Genomic DNA, 19,863 nt, shown 5'->3' with positions numbered 1-19,863 from the left:
TAACAATAAATTAACATAACAATAATACTTGTTTTGCCAATAACATGGAGTTAGAGAATGATTCAACCTAACGAGTTAAGCAAACCGCAACTTGCTCTCCCTACCCCAAGCGATATGATCCTGAAATGGGCAAAGGAACGCCCACATGAGGTATATCTAAAACAGATCATCAACCGACAGTTTGTTGAATTCACCTATTCAGAAGTAGCCGACAAAGCCCTTCGCTTAGTCACCGCACTCAAAGCACTGGGAGCGGAACCTGGCGATAGAATCGCGCTGATCTCTAAAAACTGCGCGGAGTGGTTTATTTGTGACTTAGCCATGATGCTAGGTGACTATGTGAGCGTACCGATTTTCCCAACCGCCGGAGCGGATACGATTGAATATTGCATCACGCACAGTGAAAGTAAAATCCTCATTGCAGGTAAACTTGATGATGCCGCTGCGACTCAGAAAGTGATAGATGATCTAGTGGACGTGAAAAGCATTGCTCTTCCATACGATAGCGCCCCACATTGCCAATACCAATTTACCACGCTCATTTTGCAATCGGAGCCGAGCAGCGACAGACCACAGCACGACGACGATAAATTGATGTCACTGGTTTACACCTCGGGAACATCCGGTCTACCGAAAGGAGCAATGCTCACGTACGGCGCGTTTTCATGGTCTGTTCAGCAGTTAATTAACCATATTGGCATTCAACCCAACGATCGATTGTTCTCCTATTTGCCACTGGCGCATATCACAGAACGCGTCTATATCTTCGGTTCTTCCATTATGGGAGGGGTACCTACTGCCTTCCCTGAATCTTTGGATACCTTTATCGAAGACGTAAAAATGCAGCGTCCAACGCTGTTTATTTCTGTGCCACGCTTGTGGACCTTATTCCAGCAACGCATTCAAGACAAACTGCCCCAAAAACGCCTCAACTTCCTACTTAAAATCCCATTTGTCAGTGGTTTGATTAAGAAGAAGCTGGCCGATGGCCTTGGTTTGGATCAAGCCCGAGTGCTAGGTTGTGGCTCCGCTCCAGTTTCTCCTGCCTTGCTCGCGTGGTATCACAGTGTTGGCTTGAATATTACCGAAGCTTGGGGGATGACAGAATCGTTCGCTTATAGCACCTTAAACTACCCCTTTAGAGCCGACAAAATAGGCTCGGTTGGCAACGCAGGGCCCGGTATTGAGCTCAAAATCGCCGCTGATGATGAGATCATGGTTCGTGGCAAGGGGCTGTTTTCTGGATACTACAAAAACGACATTGCCACTCAAGAAGCTTTTGATAAAGAAGGCTGGCTACACACTGGCGATATTGGTCGACTGGATGCCGAAGGGTATCTCACCATTCAAGGTCGTAAGAAAGACACCTTTAAAACGGCCAAAGGCAAGTTTGTTTCACCTGTCCCTATTGAGAACAAACTCTTTGAATACAGCCGAGTAGAAATGATGTGTTTGATTGGCCTCGGCTTGCCAGCGCCAATCTTATTGGTGGTTCCGCACAACTTCCCGAACTTCGATCGCGATCGCTATGAACGCACGACAAAACGTGTGATAGCCAAAATGAACGCAGAACTCGAATCGCACGAGCAGATCAAAGGGGTGTTGATGATTAAAGACCCTTGGAGTATCGACAATGGCATCCTAACGCCAACGTTAAAAATCAAACGACACGTCTTGGAACAGAAATACCACGAAGTGGGGCAAAATTGGCCAAAAGATAAGCTCGTGGTGTGGGAAGAGTAATTTTGATGTGACTCGGTCATTCCGACTCACCACCTGATAGCATCAGCTTTAAAGGCTCGTCATAAAACCTTTTTACGATTCTCAGACAATAAAAAACCCGCAGCAAGCTGCGGGTTTTATTGTTATTGAGTTAACTTAAGAATTACTTCTTAGCGTTACGCTCTTTAACTTCAGCAATTACTTGCTCTGCTACGTTGCTTGGACAAGCTGAGTAGTGAGAGAACTCCATAGAGAACTGACCACGACCAGAAGTCATTGTACGTAGAGTACCGATGTAGCCGAACATTTCAGAAAGTGGTACGTCTGCTTTAACGCGAACGCCAGTTGCACCCATTTCTTGGTTCTTGATCATGCCGCGACGACGGTTCAAGTCACCGATTACGTCACCAACGTGGTCTTCTGGAGTGAACACGTCAACTTTCATGATTGGCTCAAGAAGCTGAGGACCTGCTTTAGGCATTGATTGACGGAATGCGCCTTTCGCTGCGATTTCAAATGCGATTGCAGATGAGTCAACTGCGTGGAAACCACCGTCGAATAGCTCAACTTCAACGTCTAGCGTTGGGAAGCCAGCTAGAACACCGTTCTGCATCATGCCTTGGAAGCCTTTCTCTACTGCAGGCCAGAATTCTTTAGGCACGTTACCACCAACAACTGTTGACTTGAACGTGAAGCCAGAGTTTGGCTCACCTGGTTTGATGCGGTAGTCGATCTTACCGAACTGACCAGAACCACCAGACTGCTTCTTGTGCGTGTAGCTGTCTTCAACTGCTTTAGTGATAGTTTCACGGTAAGCTACCTGTGGAGCACCTACTTCTAGCTCAACGCCGTAAGTACGCTTCAGGATGTCAACTTTGATGTCTAGGTGAAGTTCGCCCATACCTTTAAGGATGGTTTCGCCAGAATCTTCGTCAGTTTCAACTTGGAATGATGGATCTTCTGCAACCATTTTACCGATCGCGATACCCATTTTCTCAGAACCGTTTTTATCTTTAGGCTTAACAGCGATAGAGATTACTGGTTCTGGGAAGATCATTGGCTCAAGAGTACATTCATGCTTAGGATCACATAGAGTGTGACCAGTTTGAACGTTCTTCATACCAACAACAGCGATGATGTCACCCGCTTGAGCTGCTTCAAGTTCGTTACGGTCGTTTGCGTGCATTTCCACCATACGGCCGATACGCTCAGTCTTACCAGTTGCACTGTTAAGAACTGTGTCACCTTTCTTCAGACGACCTGAGTAGATACGGATGAAGGTTAGAGCACCGAAACGGTCGTCCATGATCTTGAACGCTAGCGCTTTTAGAGGCGCGTCAACAGATACTGTTGCAACTTCACCAGTTGGTTCACCCGTTTCTGGGTTAGTCAGTGGTTGAGGCTCAACTTCTGTTGGAGACGGTAGGTAATCGACAACTGCGTCTAGTACAAGTTGCATACCTTTGTTTTTGAATGCAGAACCACAGTACGTTGGGAAGAACGCTAGATCACGAGTACCTTTACGGATACAAGCTTTGATTTGCTCGATAGATGGCTCTTCGCCTTCCATGTAAGCCATCATTAGCTCATCGTCTTGCTCAACAGCAGATTCGATCATCATCTCACGGTATTCTTCAACTTGATCTACCATGTCTGCTGGGATTTCTTTGATTTCGTAGTTTTCTGGAAGACCTGAGTCATCCCATACGAATGCTTGACGAGTCAATACGTCAACTACACCTACGAACTCGTCTTCACGGCCGATAGGTAGAGTCATAACTAGAGGGTTAGCGCCTAGTACTTTCTTCACTTGCTCAACAACGCGGAAGAAGTCTGCACCCATACGGTCTAGTTTGTTTACGAAGATCAGACGAGATACTTCTGATTCGTTCGCGTAACGCCAGTTAGTTTCTGACTGAGGCTCAACGCCGCCAGAACCACAGAATACACCGATACCACCATCAAGAACTTTAAGAGAACGGTAAACTTCAACAGTGAAGTCAACGTGTCCCGGGGTGTCGATTACGTTAAAACGGTGGTCTTTCCAGAAACAAGTAGTCGCAGCAGACTGGATAGTGATACCGCGCTCTGCTTCCTGATCCATGAAGTCCATGGTTGATGCGCCGTCGTGTACTTCGCCTAGACGGTGGATTTTACCAGTAAGCTTCAAGATACGCTCAGTGGTAGTGGTTTTACCCGCGTCAACGTGCGCGAAAATACCAATGTTTCTGTATTTTGATAAATCTGCCATTGTCTTACTCTGTTAATAAGGTATAAAGTGCGCGCAGAGTATATCACAATCTGTCAAGACTGATACCCTTGCGAGCAATTAGGTGAGAAAAATTTTCTTCCACCTCAGTAAAGCCTATCAAGACCTAGATTGCAAAAGGGATTCTCTCTTTTTTTACTGGATTTTCAAACGCAAAAATCTCACACCAGTGGTCTCGAATAGAGACAATCTCCACTCGCTGTAAACGCGTTTTTAGCTCCAGTTTCAATAGGGGGTCAAACGCATATGAATACTCTCGGTTTGAGTCATCATGATGAATGCAGCAAGCGATCGCTCTATCATTCCCTTCCAATACATAGTGAAGCTGCTCCGCATCCCCCAGCGTATTGCCAAATGCCATTAATGGTTTGATAGCAAATTTTGCTTTCAACTGTTTGACCTTTTCCGGCCCAATATTAATAACGAACGAATGCGGTTCATCAAACAAGCCTATTTGGGAACCGATGACATCTTCTTCATTAATAGCTAGCCAAGGCTGACACCAAGCTTGAACAAACGCTGTTGTACTGCCTGAATTAATCACGCAACGAAAGTTATGCCGCCGTAAGTAATCCATTAACGCAAGCATTGGGGTATAAAAGAGTTGTTGATAGCTCACTTGGAATCTTGGATGCCGCGTCTCACTGAGCCATGTTTTCACCTTCTGCTGATAGGCTTCGACGGTGATATCCGAGAAAACTCGACGAAATAAAGAGGCATATTGCTCAGCCAATAATACTGGATTGTCATGTTGACTTGCTGGCTGCACACTATTTATCAGTGCGCGGATGCCGGGGTGATGCTGTTGATGTTGTGGCAGCGTCAGAGCATTGGTTAACTCCGAGCGCCAAAACACCAGTTCATTAATGCCGGGTTTTTCGCACCAAAGCGTGCCATCCAAGTCAAATACAGCGACTCTTTTGTCTTGAGGAACAAAATCAGGCAGGCTTGGATCACACCAACTCTCGACTTGTTGCTGAATACGAGGCCAAACAGAGTCAGGAGTCCAACCATGATTAAACGGATTCATCTAGACCTCCGCTCGACAAGGAGTGTCAAATTGAGCCTTCTGCTCCGAAATCAAATACCAATCAGTCACCTCTCGCAAATCAGTATTAATCCCCATAATTTTTCCGCTCCAAATGAGCACTTGCCAAACAAGAATGCCAAAAGGCACATAGCCCATGTACCCCAACAAAGGCATTTCTGTTGGTAGAGGGAGCCAAGTTAAGTTTACGAAAGGAATGTCATAAACCCAGTAGTTCGGATTGGTGATCAACTGCGTGTCTGGATGAGCACTGCCAAAGTTCCACATCTCCCAGAAGAAGCCATTGATCAATGAAGCCATACCAACCAACGCTGCTGCCGTCCAATTACCCGATGTCAAAATGCCGTGGAAGGGATTCCAAATGCCATATCGCTCGAGTATCCCGGTCATGACTGCCATCGGACCAATCCACACAGCCCAGAACAGCAGTTTCGGAAAGAACACCATGAGAAAGATCGACGCCAACCCACCATAGATAAGCCAATTCGGCTTGAGATGCCAAACAGGCCCAAAACGATAACGCTTTCTGATGGAAGGAAAGGTACAAAGTAAGGTGTACCACTGCATAATAGCGGGCGTCACTGTGGTATAAGAGAAACAAAAGAGTAATAAGATCATCTCTCGGCTCAATGACGTTTTTTCTGCATTTGGGTAGTACCAGTTTTCTAATACAAAATAATCGTAGTACTCAAAATACATCCAACCAAAAAACGACACGCCAGCCATAAAGAGAAGAAGACCCGGTTTGGTTGCGCACAGTGAACGGCCGCCATTAAATCGATAGACGATACCATCCAACAGAATAATAAAGCTCCACCAAAGTGGCGTGAAAGCATAATAAACCCAAGGTAACATCGCCTCACTTCTGCTCCACATTAACCACCAACATAAAACCGTTCCACCAAGCCCGATGTAAAACCACCATGGCAAATTGGCTCTAGTCGGTGAAGGCATCGGTTGTGTGTTGCGTTTGAATCCAACCTTCTCTGGCCAAAACAGTACTAATAAGGCCCAAATCACAGCAACGAGCATCAACAAGAAATAAATCAGGTTAAAACTCGGTTCTTCAACGATAAATTGAGGGGGAAAAACAAGAAAACCAGGGGGAATATGGGTGTCGGGATATTTGAAGAAAGCGGCAGCCAGTGGTACTAACATCGTGGCTAGGACAGGTAAAATCAGTTTAAGTCGCATGTGATTGTTTATTCCTTTTATACAAATACATGTTGTGATCGGCTTCCTCTATCGTTTTGCGATAGTTCTTATGATCTTTAAAATAGGCCACACCAAAGCTCACACCAACAAACAGCGCTACCTCTTCCCGAAGTTGTTTATCAATAAAATGAACCATATCGACCAGCTCTTGTAACTGAGAATTCGGTAAAATAACGCCAAATTCATCGCCAGAGATCCTAAATAACTCGCAGCTAGGAGGAAGCATTTTTCTCATTTTCTCGCTGAAGACCAGCAACAGCTTGTCCCCCATGTCATGACCGTACTGATCGTTACAGATTTTCAAGCCATCTAAGTCGAGATAGATAAACGCTTCATTTTTGTTGGTTTTAGGCAGTCGATTTTCTAAAGCATATCGATTAGGTAGCGCGGTCAGCGTGTCGGTACTTGCCAGCTCTAGCATTTGTTGAGCATGAGCAAGAGCGGCATTGCGCTCCTCTTCCACTCGGGTCATTTGATAAGCAACCACGCAGGAGAGCAACATCACCTCAACCACAACCGCAATAAGGCCGATGTGAGACATATAAATGGTTTGTAATCCAGCGATCTGCTCTTGGGAAATAGCAACCGCCGCCAAGACAAAGAAGCCTAAGTTAGCCAATACATACCAACGAGCAACTTTGCTCCCTTTGAAAATCATGCGAATACCGGCAAACATGCCGAAGGAAATAAACAGACCAACGGCGTGGCGATTAAATTCATTTTGCCAATTCGGTAAGAAGAAAGAGGCACTAAAGAACATCGCAAACAGAACGAGCAACCCACAACCAACGTAGTAAACCATTGGCGTTTCTTTCGATTTCACCTCTAGCAACTGCATGACAAACACCAGGTAAGCCATGTTTGAACATAAGATTGGCCAGCTAGCCCCACCAAACCACTGAATACCTAATAGATGATGAGCAACCAATAACGAAGTGCTGTTAAACAATAAATTGCCGAGAATAAACATCGCATAGCTAAAATCGACCAAGTTTTTGCGCGCAATCGACAAAACCAGATAATAGAAAAACAGCGAAAGGAGAATGCCTATGCCAGTGAGAGTAATCGCATTCCCAATACGAATATCCTCGAGATAAAGGCTCTTTTCCATGACAAAAGTGGTGGGCGGCGCGATATTAAACTGTGAACGTTGTGCCGTGACAAGAGAGTATCGACCGGGTGCCAATTCAACTTCCTGTCCATGACGCAAAAAGAAATGGGCCGATTCAACAGAGTCAATCCCACCTCGAGAAGACGCCACCAACTGGTTATTGGCATCATACAGGTAATGTTGGTAGCGACCGATTAACGTGGAATTTCTGAAATCAATGACATACAAGCCCAGCTTGTTGACATCAAAGTTAAGTAAGCTGACATGATCGCCCCCTGTTAGGCTGAAAGCCTCAACAGGTGTCAATGATTGCGATACCCAAAGTGGTGTAGGCTGGCTGGTATTAAGCGGCCCCTGAAACCACTGGATAGCCTGCAACTCGACGGCAGCCATCTCCTTTGCAGCCGAAACAGTTGAAAAGCACAAACAAAAAAACAGTCCAAGATATCTTAGTAACATTTCTATCCATAAAAACGTCATTCTCCAAATACATTATGCAATATCTCAATAGAACTGACTAATTTCACACGACAAAGAAAGCAACGCAATTCATGCTTCAATTCACAAAAATCATAATTCATCGAAGGCTGATATAGCATCGGCTAATTTTTTAACCCCATGGATCTGCATTCCGGGGATCCCACCTTTGGGCATATTCGCCAACGGTACGATGGCTTTCTTAAAGCCATGCTTGAAAGCTTCGTTTAAACGCTCTTGGCCACTGGGTACAGGGCGAATTTCGCCAGCCAAGCCCACTTCACCAAATATCACCACATCTTTTGGTAAGGCTCTATCTCTAAAACTGGACAATAGCGCCATAATAAGCGCCAGATCCGCACTGGTTTCCGTTACTTTCACGCCACCAACAACGTTGACAAACACGTCTTGGTCCGCCATTTGTAACCCCCCATGCTTATGCAGCACCGCCAGCAGGAGTGACAAACGGTTTTGCTCAAGGCCCACAGCAACGCGTCTTGGGTTGGCGAGTTGTGAGTAATCGACCAGCGCTTGGATCTCCACTAACAAAGGTCGGGTGCCTTCCCAGATCACCATCACAGAACTGCCTGACGTTTCTTCTTCGCCACGAGACAAGAAAATTGCCGAAGGGTTACTCACCTCACGCAATCCCTGCCCTGTCATGGCAAACACCCCAAGCTCATTGACCGCGCCAAAACGGTTTTTATGGCTGCGAAGGGTACGAAAACGGCTATCTGCATCACCATCCAGCAGCACAGAACAGTCAATAATGTGCTCCAACACTTTCGGCCCCGCCAAAGTGCCATCTTTCGTCACGTGGCCAACAATAAATACCGCCACATTGTTTTGCTTCGCGTAACGAGTAAGCGCGGTGGCAGACTCGCGTACTTGCGCCACACTGCCCGGAGAAGATTGAACATCAGAGACATGCATCACCTGAATCGAGTCAATAACCATGATCTTAGGTTGAATTTGCTCAGCCACTTGGCAAATTTTATCGACATTGGTTTCTGACAGCATTTTAAGATGTTCTTTCGGTAGACCCAGTCGAGAAGCACGCATCGCGACTTGTTGCAACGACTCTTCCCCTGTGACATAGAGTGCGTTCATGTTGGCGGAAAGTTGACACATGGTTTGCAACAACAGCGTCGATTTACCCGCACCGGGGTTACCACCAATCAAGATCGCCGCTCCGGGGACAATGCCGCCCCCCAAGACGCGATCAAGCTCTTTGAAGCCACTGGAAAAGCGGGGCACTTCTTGCAAATCAATCTCAGACAGCACCTGAACCTTTGATTCTGTTGCCGAGCCTGCATAACCAGATAAACGCTCGTTTCTCGCAACGCTTGGCGATGCGGCCAATCTCACTTCGGTAATGGTATTCCATGAGCCACAGGCATTACATTGCCCTTGCCAACGCGGAAAATCCGCTCCACAGTCATTACATACATAAGCGCGTTTTGCTTTCGACATGCTGCCTCAAATTCTCAAGCTTGTGACCTAGTTAGACCACTGATCCGTTAAACCTCAAGCAATGTGCTGTTATACTTAAGTTTATTAACACTTTGCCGATACTCTTTTAATAAGCAGCTACTTTAACAGAAAAAATGGAACAAGCTGAAATTCTCTCAATCGCAGAAAGGCTTATCCCGGTTTATCACGCGGAAGACTTTGATTTTGTCCTTGGTCAATTGACCGAAGGCTACCCTCCTTCCGCTAAGTTACTGGTAAAAATGGAATTAAATCGTGTCATGGCGCCTTGCAAAAAGAGCGTAGACTTGCGTGGCCGAGTCCAGGGCGATTGTCGGGAATACGAAATTGACGGTATCAAACATTGGTTTGATGATGTCGCCTTTAATGCTTACTACAAAAACACGCGCAAATTTGGTGGCTATACCGAAGGCGTTTGGGAAGCGTTAATTAACACACGCAACAGTTTCCGTGCCTTAGGCAAAGGCGGTCAACCGGCCAGCAGCCAAGGGCTGAGTGATGCCAGCAGTCCATTTGAGGCCGAGGCGGTCCATCTGGGCTACGATCTCAAACGCCAAGAAAAGCGGCTCAGAGTGCACTCTCAAGTCGACATTACGTTATCAAAGGGGCAATTGCTCCACGGCGTCAGCGTTGATCTTTCTGCTTCTGGTGCAAAGTTCAAAGTACCGAGTGCATTTAACTACAGCCTTGGCGAAGTGATTCAAATTACCTTTAGTGAGCTGGCCAAAACCTCAGAAATTTCTCATATCAACAAGCCGATCGAGTACCGAGTTTTGGCCGTTGAAGACTCATACGAAAACGATGCAGTTAAGTTTCTTCGCTGCCTACGCCTGACAGACACCAATGTTGTCTCAAGAGTGATCGATGAATCTTTAAATAGCTCAGCGAAACGCGCCCGACACGATAACCAAGATAAAATCATTCGAGCAAGAACGCGTGGCTACGAACATATCTATCTAAAACACACTTGCAACTTACCGCTGTTTTTCCAAGGCGATGAGCTCAAGCTCGCCATGCTTACGCCAAACAATATGCCAATTTGGCAATACTGGCATGATGAGCGTAATCAACAGGTCTTTGGTTCACTGTTTAACTCACAGCGAATGTCGATGCTTATGCGACCGGGGCTCAAAGGTGCCAGTAATGTGATTTATGTGTTTACTCACGAACATGAAGGGAAAAACTTTTTCTACTCCATGCTCATGCCCGAGGCCACACGAGAACAAAGACAGCTGTTTTGGCATCTTGGCGCAAAACGCGCCAGTTGGCGGGCGTTCCGTATTTCCATTTTTGAACTCAGTGAAAACGAACGCCAACAACTCGGTAGTTTCTCGCAAGAGTTAGCCGAAGCCTCTTCAGGGTTAACGCATTGTGGAATTTTGCAAGAAATTGCGGACAACTCGAATGGCGCAGACTATCTCTTTACTGAAAAGCCTCGACTGCCATCGAGCACTTTAAATACTTTTCGCCATACACGGAAAATCATCGGCTCCCCAAAAGGGATTTTCTTTGATGCTCAGTCTCGTCGAAAAGAGCCTCGCTACCGTTTTCAATCACCGCTTACACTGACCAAAACAGACGGCTTGACAATGAAAGGTAAGACGATCGACCTCTCCAAGCGAGGGTTGAGTCTCACCTTGGACGCGCCACTTGAGTTGGTGTCGTCTGAAGAGATCGAGATCAACCTACACGAATTGCAGCTCTACGATAAAAAGCTGCCATTGGACAAAATTCCTTATCGTGTGGTTCGCGTCAGCCCAGACAACAAGCAAGTGCAACTGGTGATTGATGAAAACAGCCAAACGATGAAAACCATTGCGTTTTTCAATAGCATCATCGAACACAACCAAGATAAGCTCAAACCACAGAACGAGATCCTGCCGAGTAATGAGCTGCTCGAATCGTTGCACGGCATTTTGCTGTCCAAAATGGTCAGCACGCCAGTGTTCATCAGTAAGATGCCATCAGGCTACAGGACTAAAGCCATCGGTGTTAACTTCCCACTGGAAAAGCACTTAATGGTATTGGCAAAGCTAGGGCACAAAGAGAATTTTTCTTTAGAACCCATCTATAAAGGCCGTTCAAATACCTTAATCGCCAATCCGACGAAACGCATTGAAGGGGCAGAGCCACACCACCACGACATTTACATTGCAGTGGCAAAATTTGGCGACAAAATCAAAGCCGTACAAACAAAGCTGACGAATGAGTTTGACAGCGTCAAAGAACGCATCCTATTCATTAAAAAAGCACAGATGTCGGGCGAGTTTTATGTGCTGAGGCTGTCCACCTCACCGATTTTCAGCCCGATGACTTCCCTGTTACAAAAAGATCTGAATGAACTTTCTCAACTCAGCATGCATCAGGCCAGCAAACTGGAAAAGGAACTGGCAACATTGGTTGGCTATTGTGAAATAGAGGAAGTGACAGAAGAGATTTTAGTACGACTTGAACTGACAAATTAAGCGGCTCAGTGGCGCTTGTTTGAAACGATTTTTCTTTCGAAACAAATATGGGCAGAACGATTCTGCCCATATTTGTGTTTAACATTTTTCAGTTACGGCTTGCTTTGCCAACTGATTTTTTGTTGCTTGGCGAGAATACCGGAAAGAATACACAAAATTCCGCCAAGCCCAGCAAAACGCACTGCCGTTTGTGCTTGCTGCTCGACTTTCGGTTTGGCGTGATAAGCGATACCCAGCCCGGCCGCATTCATCATCACCAAGTCATTCGCCCCATCACCGACAGCAATGGTGTTGTGCATCTCCACCTCAAACTGCTCCGCCAACTCGATTAAAATATCCGCTTTGGTTTGCGCAGAGACCACTTCACCCAAAACGTTTCCAGTCAGCTTACCTTGCACAATTTCCAACTGATTCGATTGTGCATGATCCAGTTGTAATGTCTCTTTCAAATAGTCTGAGAAATAGGTAAAGCCACCTGACGCAATGGCGGTTTTCCAACCAAAGCCTTTTAAGGTGTGAATTAATGCCACCAAATCCGGCATAAAAGGCAGTGTCTGACGAACACTGTCGAGAATGGACTCGTCCGCGCCTGCTAATTTGCCGACTCGCTGACGCAGACTCTGCTCAAAATCGAGCTCACCTTGCATCGCGCGTTCTGTCACTTCGGCCACCTCTTCACCGACGCCCGCCAGTTTGGCGATCTCATCAATACACTCAATTTGTATTGCTGTGGAATCCATGTCTAACACAATTAGCCCAGGTTTAGAGAGGTCGGGCACATCGGTCAAGCAAGCGTAATCAAGTTGGAGCGCTTGAAGAATCTTTTCATGCTCTGGAGTCAGTTCTCCTGCCATGAGCGCCACTTCGTAATAGCCAACTTTCCAAGTATCAATAATCGGGTTATAGCCCCCCGTAAAAAAATCGATATCCTCAAAGTGTCCGGGCGCTAAATACTCGGCATAAACAATCCAGTTAGCTTTACTTTTGTCCCATTGCGTGGCAAAACGAGTTTCTGGCAAACGAGTTAACAGTTGTGTGTGCCTTCTAAATGGCAAGGTTTTTAACGCTTCCATGGTATTAATCCTTTATGAACCTTCACAAACGTTACCCTATTGCAATTTAAAAAGGCAAGCCCCAAACTTGTATTTATTCAGATATTAAAAGAGTTCATGTCGCGATATGAAAGAGTCTCTGTTTTCACTGCGAAATGCCCTAAGAGTCATCGCTTTACTGCTGCTAGGTGTCATGTTTTTTGTCACCATTAAAAACAGTGTAGTGATCAGTAAAGGCAACGAAAAAATTCAAGCACAGCAGTTGGAAACCTTAACCAAAGTGCTCAGCTCTCAAGCGGCGCTATCTGCCAGCGAAATGATTGTGCAAAAAGACCAAGAGAAGCTGCTCAAGCTAACGAATCAACTGGCCAAAGAACGTTTGGTTTTTGATGCGACAGTTTATGATTCAGAAGGTGTGCGTTTAGCGTCCAGTGACAAAGCACTCACTGCGAGAGAAGTCCTGGGGTTAGACACCCCTCTTGCCACTGCAGGCATTGGGCGCCAACAGCTCGTTGAACCCGTTTTTGCCGATAACAGCATTGTGGGTTTCATTCGGATCACGTTTGAAACCGGTAAAGTCACGGCATTTTCTGACCATCACTACCGCAAAATTGACCGTTATATGTTTTTGATGATTTTGATGAGTTTTGTCAGTGGTATGCTGTTTATTCTGATTTTACGTAAAAAACCGCAAACTAAAGTCGAAAACTTACTGCTCAGTCATAAAGAACCGTCTTAATGGACCAAAGTTTTTATAGACCAAAGCCTCATAAAAAAGCCTGCACAATGGGTGCAGGCTTTCTTTTTACATCTTTTCTTGAAGCGAATTATTCTGCATCACCAAGCAATACAGAATCCAACGCAACAATCATCATGTCGTTAAAAGTATTCTGACGCTCTTCTGATGTGGTTTGCTCGCCTGTCTTGATGTGGTCAGAAACCGTACAAATTGTCAGTGCTTTTGCGCCATATTCCGCAGCAACCCCGTAGATGCCCGCAGCTTCCATTTCTACGCCGACAATGCCGTATTTGTCCATCACGTCGAACATTTCTGGATCTGGCGTGTAGAACAGCTCTGCTGAGAACAGGTTGCCCACTTTCACATCGATACCGCGAGCTTTCGCCGCTTCTTCTGCTGCTTTGACCATTTTGTAGTCTGCAATCGCCGCAAAGTCATGACCTTTGAAACGGATGCGGTTTACTTTGGAATCGGTACATGCACCCATGCCGATCACAACATCGCGTACTTTGATATCCGTGCTTACAGCACCACAGCTACCCACACGGATGATCTTCTTCACACCGTAGTCTTTGATAAGCTCAGTGGCGTAAATTGAGCACGATGGGATACCCATGCCATGACCCATTACCGATACTTTACGACCTTTGTAAGTACCAGTGAAACCATACATATTACGTACATCACAAACCTGAACCACGTCTTCCAGGAAGGTTTCTGCAATGTATTTTGCACGCAGTGGGTCACCCGGCATCAGTACGACATCTGCAAAATCACCCATTTCAGCATTAATATGTGGAGTTGCCATGTTTTCGTTTCCTTGTATTTCAATCACAAAAGAATAGAGAGGCATGCTCTCTATTCGATAAGTTCAATTATAGTTCTGGATTACAAAAAGTTTTTGCCGTAATCCATTGGCGATGTGCCAAAGTAGCTTGCCAGAGTTTGACCGATATCAGCGAACGTTTCACGGCGGCCAAGTGAACCAGCTGGGACTTTTTGACCGTAGACTAGCACAGGGATATGCTCGCGAGTGTGGTCAGTACCTGGCCACGTTGGGTCACAACCGTGGTCAGCCGTCAGGATCAGGATGTCATCTTCTTGCATCAGTTCCATCACTTCGTGGATACGACCATCGAAGTACTCCAGTGCCGCTGCGTAACCCGCAACATCACGACGGTGGCCGTAAGCAGAGTCAAAATCAACAAAGTTGGTGAACACGATGGTGTTGTCACCCGCTTGTTTAATTTGCTCAAGTGTCGCTTCAAACAGTGCAGGAATGCCTGTTGCTTTCACTTTCTTGGTGATACCGCAGTTTGCGTAGATATCCGCAATCTTACCAATAGACACCACTTGGCCTTGTTTTTCCTCAGCCAACTTCTGCAGAACGGTCGCTGATGGTGGCTCAACAGAAAGATCACGACGGTTACCGGTACGCTCAAACTGACCTTTACCCGGGCCAATGAACGGACGCGCAATAACACGACCAATGTTGTAGTCTGCGAGTTCTTCACGAGCGATTTGGCAAAGTTCAAGTAGGCGATCTAGACCAAATGTCTCTTCGTGACATGCGATTTGGAATACAGAATCCGCAGAGGTGTAGAAAATTGGCTGACCAGTCTTCATGTGCTCTTCGCCTAGGTCATCTAGAACTTGCGTACCAGAGGCGTGGCAGTTACCTAGAAATCCATCAATACCTGCACGAGCAAGAATGCGATCCGTTAACTCTTTCGGGAAGCTGTTGGCTTTGTCAGTGAAGTAACCCCATTCAAACAAAACAGGGACGCCAGCAATTTCCCAGTGGCCAGACGGGGTGTCTTTACCAGAAGAAAGCTCCGCGGCATGGCCGTAGGCACCGATGATTTCTGCGTCCGCATCTAAACCCGGCGCAAAACGACCCGTTGACTCTTTGTGCGCCATCGCCAGACCGAGTTTGGACAGATTTGGCAGACGAAGAGCCCCTTGGCGTTGATCATTGCTTGCCAAACCCTGCTCACATTGGTCAGCAATATGGCCTAGGGTATCTGAACCGACATCACCAAACTCTTTCGCATCTGCGGTTGCACCAATACCAAAGGAGTCTAGTACTAAAATAAATGCTCTTTTCATTGCTTCTTCCTCAGACCTATTACCGCCCCATGACAGTAATAGGCCCAATAGTCATTAAATATCTTCTTGGCGAATTTGACGATATACGTCTGGCGTTGGTGTGTACTCACCACCCACCTTAATCGCGGCTTGCAGTGCATTCGCAGCTTCTTGCCACTGTGCTTCATTACGAGCGTGAATCATCGCCAATGGTTTTTCGCTGTTTGCGATTTCACCCAAACGGATAAACTGATCAAAACCTACCGCGTAATCGATGCTGTCTGTCGCAACGCGGCGTCCGCCGCCCATCGCCACCACAGCCATACCAATAGCGCGAGTATCCATTGCAGACACCACACCGGTCTCTTTGGCGTAAACAGGCTTAATGATTTCAGCTTTATCGAGGTAGTTGTCGTAGTTGTCCATAAAGTCAACCGGACCACCCAAACCAGCCACCATTTTACCAAAGCATTCGGCCGCTTTACCGTTATCCAGCACTTCCATCAATTTCGCACGTGCATCTTCAGTATTCTCAGCCAATTTACCAAGTACCAACATTTCTGCACATGACGCCATGGTGACTTCAAGCAAACGAGGGTTACGATATTCACCTTTGAGGAAACGAACCGCTTCACGAACTTCAACGGCGTTACCCGCAGAAGAAGCCAATACTTGGTTCATGTCGGTCAAAATCGCCGTCGTCTTAGTGCCCGCACCATTCGCCACCGCCACAATGGATTTCGCCAATTCTTCTGAAGCTTCGTAAGTCGGCATAAAGGCGCCCGAACCGACTTTCACATCCATCACTAAAGATTCAAGACCTGCCGCCAACTTCTTAGACAGAATAGAAGCGGTGATCAGTGAGATGTTGTCCACCGTCGCCGTAATATCACGAGTGGCATAAACTCGTTTGTCTGCTGGTGCAAGATCGCCCGTTTGGCCGATGATCGCTACACCTGCTTCTTTGGTCACTTGACCGAATACGTCGTTACTTGGTGTGATGTTGTAGCCAGGAATCGCTTCCAGTTTGTCTAACGTACCGCCAGTATGGCCCAAGCCACGACCCGAGATCATCGGCACGAAACCACCACATGCTGCCACCATAGGGCCAAGCATTAGAGAGGTCACATCGCCCACACCGCCGGTTGAGTGTTTATCAACGATTGGGCCACCAAAGTTCATGTGGCTCCAATCAATCACCATGCCAGAATCTCGCATTGCACACGTTAGGGCAATACGTTCAGGCATCGTCATTTCATTGAAAAAGATGGTCATCGCGAACGCGGCAATCTGACCTTCAGAGACCGTATTGTTCGCCACACCTTGGATAAAAAAGTTAATTTCGTCAGCAGTCAGCGCTTCGCCGTCGCGTTTTTTACGAATAATTTCTTGAGGTAAATACATTAGAGCCTCCCAAGCCCAATGGGCCATGGTAAAAGTAGGATAAGAAGGTAACGTGGTGCTTTCACACCACGTTCAGACGTTATTAGAATTAGTACGCTGCAGGATCAGCGACTTGGTCTGTTACTTCTAATGTATTTAGTAGGTTGGTTAGCAAGCTAGACGCACCAAAACGGTAGTGCATATTATCCGCCCACTCAGAACCTAGGATGTCATCTGCCATTGCTAGGTAAGCCGCTGCGTCTTCCGCAGTGCGTACACCACCAGCAGGTTTAAAGCCAACTTTCTCAGCCACACCCATGTCACGAATCACTTCAAGCATCATGCGTGCGTATTCTGGCGTTGCGTTAACTGGCACTTTACCTGTTGATGTTTTGATAAAGTCTGCACCCGCTTCAATACAGATTTGCGATGCTTTCTTGATCAACGCTTCTTCTTTCAGTTCGCCGGTTTCGATGATGACTTTCAAAAGAATGTCGCCACATGCTTCTTTACATTGCTTAACCAATTCGAAGCCCACTTTCTCATCACCAGCCATCAATGCGCGGTATGGGAAAACCACGTCAACTTCATCGGCACCGTAAGCGACCGCTGCTTTGGTTTCAGCGACTGCGATTTCGATGTCGTCATTGCCGTGTGGGAAGTTCGTTACCGTTGCAATGCGAACTTCTGGTGTACCTTGCTCACGAAGTGTCTTCTTAGCAATAGGAATAAAGCGAGGGTAAATACAAATCGCTGCCGTGTTACCTACAGGCGTTTTGGCGTCGTGACAAAGTGCGATCACTTTTGCATCAGTGTCGTCGTCATTTAGCGTTGTTAGGTCCATAAGTTTCAGTGCACGTAGCGCTGCTGCTTTCAAATCGCTCATTTCTATCTCCGATCAATATTCAAAAATTTCACTACTCAGCCCCTTTTTCTGTTCACATCACAACGATAAAACAGCAAAAAAGGTCTTTGCTAAACAGTCATTGATGAACGGACTTGGTTCCTTGAAGACTCGGTAATCATTACAACTACCAATTGCTATCCCTGTCACCGCACAGTACCAATTTGGCCTATGGCACAACAATCTATGATTGCGGTGTCTTGCATATCAGAAGTTAAGCAAGGCATCCTACCTTGTTATTCAACTCTGTTATGTTTGGGCATTTCATTGCCCTTACAAACTCATCTATTCAGCAGGTGATTGGCTCAGCAAGCCTAATCCCTCTGGTCTTATTACTACATTATAGATATTCATCGCAAAACTGTAGTGCCAAATAGAGCGCAAACGGTTTGTATCTCAAAAAAACTCAGCCTCTCGCACAAGTGAACGTTTGCTCAATGCATCACCTTCACTGGCGCTAAAAACTGAAAACGCCCCGCAGCAATCTCTTGCTACGGGGCGGATTTAAACGGCGTCTATAATTGCTTTCTCTTAACTAAATTAGAAAGACAGGAAGAAGCCAGCAATGGTCGCTGCCATTAGGTTAGATAGCGTACCCGCTGCAACCGCTTTAACACCCATACGAGCGATGTCGTGACGACGAGCAGGAGCAAGGCTACCTAGACCACCAAGTAGAATCGCGATAGAAGAAAGGTTTGCGAAACCACATAGAGCGAAGGCGATGATTGCTTGAGTCTTCTCAGACATTACTTGACCTGTTGCTGGGACAACTTGTGCTGCATCACCAACGTAAGGTACGAAGTTTAGGTAAGCTACGAATTCGTTTACAACCAGTTTTTGACCGATGAAAGAACCCGCAAATGTTGCTTCAGCCCATGGAACACCGATTAGGAATGCTAGCGGCGAGAACAACCAACCTAGAATAAGTTCTAGAGTTAGGTTTTCCATGCCAAACCAACCACCAACGCCACCTAGGATGCCGTTAACTAGTGCGATTAGACCAACGAATGCGAGTAGCATTGCACCAACGTTTAGTGCTAGTTGTAGACCAACTGATGCACCGCCTGCTGCTGCGTCGATAACGTTAGCTGGCTTGTCGTCACCACCATCAATGTTGTCTTCCAAGCTTTCATTTGGAGTATCAACTTCTGGTTTGATGATTTTAGCGAACAGTAGACCACCAGGAGCTGCCATGAATGATGCTGCTACAAGGTACTCTAGAGGTACACCCATAGATGCGTAACCTGCTAATACACCACCAGCAACAGACGCTAGACCACCACACATTACTGCAAATAGCTCAGATTGAGTCATTTTTGGTACAAACGGACGAACCACTAGTGGTGCTTCAGTTTGACCTACGAAGATGTTAGCTGCTGCAGACATTGACTCGGCACGAGACGTACCTAGCGCTTTCTGAAGACCGCCACCTAGGATCTTGATAACCCACTGCATCACACCAATGTAGTAAAGTACAGAGATAAGTGCTGAGAAGAAAATCAGTGTTGGTAGTACTTGGAAAGCAAAGATGAAGCCGATACCGTCAACTGAGAAGTTAACTAGGCTGCCGAACAAGAAACCAGTACCGTCTTTACCGTAGTCGATCACGTTTTGAACACCAGCAGAGAAACCCGCTAGTAGATCACGACCCCATGGAACGTAAAGAACGAAACCACCGATGATGAATTGGATAGCAAAAGCGCCAGCCACAGTTCTAAGATTGATAGCTTTACGGTTATCTGACAGTAGTAATGCAATTCCTAGCAATACTGCCATACCGACTAGGCTCATAAACAGGCTCATAGTTTATGACTTCCTTATTAAGTTATTTATTGGCGTGTTACAAAATGGAGCTATTAAGCGGGGGCCATTATACTCATGCCCCAATAATTAAAGTAA

14 protein-coding genes are annotated in these 19,863 nt (G+C 46.3%); 3 read left to right on the top strand and 11 right to left on the bottom strand.

Features of this window, described 5'->3' with window-relative positions; all coding sequences use genetic code 11:
* The first annotated feature begins 57 nt into the window (after nt 1–57).
* Nucleotides 58–1,743: an AMP-binding protein gene (locus CIK04_RS05105; RefSeq protein WP_097352112.1), complete on the top strand. Its 1,686-nt coding sequence runs from the start codon at nt 58–60 to the stop codon at nt 1,741–1,743.
* A gap of 142 nt (nt 1,744–1,885) precedes the next feature.
* Here CIK04_RS05105 and fusA read toward each other — a convergent pair whose 3' ends face one another.
* The 5 genes from fusA to radA all read right to left on the bottom strand — a co-directional run bounded on the left by fusA (nt 1,886) and on the right by radA (nt 9,315).
* Nucleotides 1,886–3,973 carry an elongation factor G gene (gene fusA / locus CIK04_RS05100; RefSeq protein WP_097352111.1) on the bottom strand — a complete coding sequence of 696 codons (2,088 nt, stop codon included), beginning with the start codon at nt 3,971–3,973 and terminating at the stop codon, nt 1,886–1,888.
* Between the two features lie 124 nt (nt 3,974–4,097).
* Entirely contained in the window at nt 4,098–5,021 is a 924-nt protein-coding gene (locus CIK04_RS05095) for an HAD family hydrolase (RefSeq protein ID WP_097352110.1), read from the bottom strand.
* Nucleotides 5,022–6,233, bottom strand: coding sequence for a hypothetical protein (locus tag CIK04_RS05090; protein ID WP_045594035.1), 1,212 nt, complete (start codon nt 6,231–6,233; stop codon nt 5,022–5,024).
* Complete coding sequence (locus tag CIK04_RS05085) at nt 6,223–7,758, bottom strand: diguanylate cyclase (protein ID WP_045594033.1); 1,536 nt, start codon at nt 7,756–7,758, stop codon at nt 6,223–6,225. The genes CIK04_RS05090 and CIK04_RS05085 overlap by 11 nt, the downstream gene beginning before the upstream one ends.
* Nucleotides 7,759–7,935: 177 nt before the next feature.
* The gene (gene radA, locus CIK04_RS05080) at nt 7,936–9,315 is read right to left on the bottom strand and encodes a DNA repair protein RadA (protein ID WP_011151055.1); all 1,380 of its coding nucleotides are present in this window, start codon (nt 9,313–9,315) and stop codon (nt 7,936–7,938) included.
* A gap of 134 nt (nt 9,316–9,449) precedes the next feature.
* Here radA and CIK04_RS05075 point away from each other — a divergent pair, with 134 nt between their 5' ends.
* Nucleotides 9,450–11,798, top strand: a complete 2,349-nt coding sequence (locus CIK04_RS05075; RefSeq protein WP_097352109.1) for a PilZ domain-containing protein — start codon at nt 9,450–9,452, stop codon at nt 11,796–11,798.
* 92 nt (nt 11,799–11,890) lie between these two features.
* Here the strand turns inward: CIK04_RS05075 and serB are convergent, their stop codons facing one another.
* Nucleotides 11,891–12,871 (bottom strand): phosphoserine phosphatase, encoded by a 981-nt coding sequence (serB, locus tag CIK04_RS05070; RefSeq protein WP_039536194.1) that lies wholly within the window; start codon nt 12,869–12,871, stop codon nt 11,891–11,893.
* 106 nt (nt 12,872–12,977) lie between these two features.
* On the opposite strand from serB, the gene CIK04_RS05065 reads away from it, so the two are divergent.
* The gene (locus CIK04_RS05065) at nt 12,978–13,589 is read left to right on the top strand and encodes a YtjB family periplasmic protein (RefSeq protein ID WP_011079646.1); all 612 of its coding nucleotides are present in this window, start codon (nt 12,978–12,980) and stop codon (nt 13,587–13,589) included.
* Between the two features lie 88 nt (nt 13,590–13,677).
* Here the strand turns inward: CIK04_RS05065 and deoD are convergent, their stop codons facing one another.
* From deoD to CIK04_RS05040, 5 genes are all read right to left on the bottom strand, one after another.
* Nucleotides 13,678–14,397 (bottom strand): purine-nucleoside phosphorylase, encoded by a 720-nt coding sequence (deoD, locus tag CIK04_RS05060; protein ID WP_011079645.1) that lies wholly within the window; start codon nt 14,395–14,397, stop codon nt 13,678–13,680.
* A gap of 80 nt (nt 14,398–14,477) precedes the next feature.
* Nucleotides 14,478–15,698, bottom strand: a complete 1,221-nt coding sequence (locus tag CIK04_RS05055) for a phosphopentomutase (RefSeq protein WP_097352108.1) — start codon at nt 15,696–15,698, stop codon at nt 14,478–14,480.
* 54 nt (nt 15,699–15,752) lie between these two features.
* Nucleotides 15,753–17,081, bottom strand: a complete 1,329-nt coding sequence (gene deoA, locus CIK04_RS05050; RefSeq protein ID WP_097352107.1) for a thymidine phosphorylase — start codon at nt 17,079–17,081, stop codon at nt 15,753–15,755.
* Between the two features lie 88 nt (nt 17,082–17,169).
* Nucleotides 17,170–17,946, bottom strand: coding sequence for a deoxyribose-phosphate aldolase (gene deoC / locus CIK04_RS05045; protein ID WP_011151059.1), 777 nt, complete (start codon nt 17,944–17,946; stop codon nt 17,170–17,172).
* 558 nt (nt 17,947–18,504) lie between these two features.
* A complete protein-coding gene (locus CIK04_RS05040; RefSeq protein WP_097352106.1) occupies nt 18,505–19,767 on the bottom strand; it encodes a NupC/NupG family nucleoside CNT transporter in 1,263 nt (420 codons plus the stop codon).
* Nucleotides 19,768–19,863 lie beyond the last annotated feature (96 nt).

The sequence above is a fragment of the Vibrio sp. 03_296 genome, assembly GCF_002265885.1.
The sequence above is the reverse complement of the archived record's forward strand: the minus strand, read 5'-3'. Positions and strand labels throughout refer to the sequence as shown.

Coding starts and splice junctions, on each gene's coding strand:
- CIK04_RS05105 (WP_097352112.1), top strand. CDS start 58: ATGATTCAACCTAACGAGTTAAGCAAACCGCAACTTGCTCTCCCTACC.
- fusA (WP_097352111.1), bottom strand. CDS start 3,973: ATGGCAGATTTATCAAAATACAGAAACATTGGTATTTTCGCGCACGTT.
- CIK04_RS05095 (WP_097352110.1), bottom strand. CDS start 5,021: ATGAATCCGTTTAATCATGGTTGGACTCCTGACTCTGTTTGGCCTCGT.
- CIK04_RS05090 (WP_045594035.1), bottom strand. CDS start 6,233: ATGCGACTTAAACTGATTTTACCTGTCCTAGCCACGATGTTAGTACCA.
- CIK04_RS05085 (WP_045594033.1), bottom strand. CDS start 7,758: ATGGCTGCCGTCGAGTTGCAGGCTATCCAGTGGTTTCAGGGGCCGCTT.
- radA (WP_011151055.1), bottom strand. CDS start 9,315: ATGTCGAAAGCAAAACGCGCTTATGTATGTAATGACTGTGGAGCGGAT.
- CIK04_RS05075 (WP_097352109.1), top strand. CDS start 9,450: ATGGAACAAGCTGAAATTCTCTCAATCGCAGAAAGGCTTATCCCGGTT.
- serB (WP_039536194.1), bottom strand. CDS start 12,871: ATGGAAGCGTTAAAAACCTTGCCATTTAGAAGGCACACACAACTGTTA.
- CIK04_RS05065 (WP_011079646.1), top strand. CDS start 12,978: ATGAAAGAGTCTCTGTTTTCACTGCGAAATGCCCTAAGAGTCATCGCT.
- deoD (WP_011079645.1), bottom strand. CDS start 14,397: ATGGCAACTCCACATATTAATGCTGAAATGGGTGATTTTGCAGATGTC.
- CIK04_RS05055 (WP_097352108.1), bottom strand. CDS start 15,698: ATGAAAAGAGCATTTATTTTAGTACTAGACTCCTTTGGTATTGGTGCA.
- deoA (WP_097352107.1), bottom strand. CDS start 17,081: ATGTATTTACCTCAAGAAATTATTCGTAAAAAACGCGACGGCGAAGCG.
- deoC (WP_011151059.1), bottom strand. CDS start 17,946: ATGAGCGATTTGAAAGCAGCAGCGCTACGTGCACTGAAACTTATGGAC.
- CIK04_RS05040 (WP_097352106.1), bottom strand. CDS start 19,767: ATGAGCCTGTTTATGAGCCTAGTCGGTATGGCAGTATTGCTAGGAATT.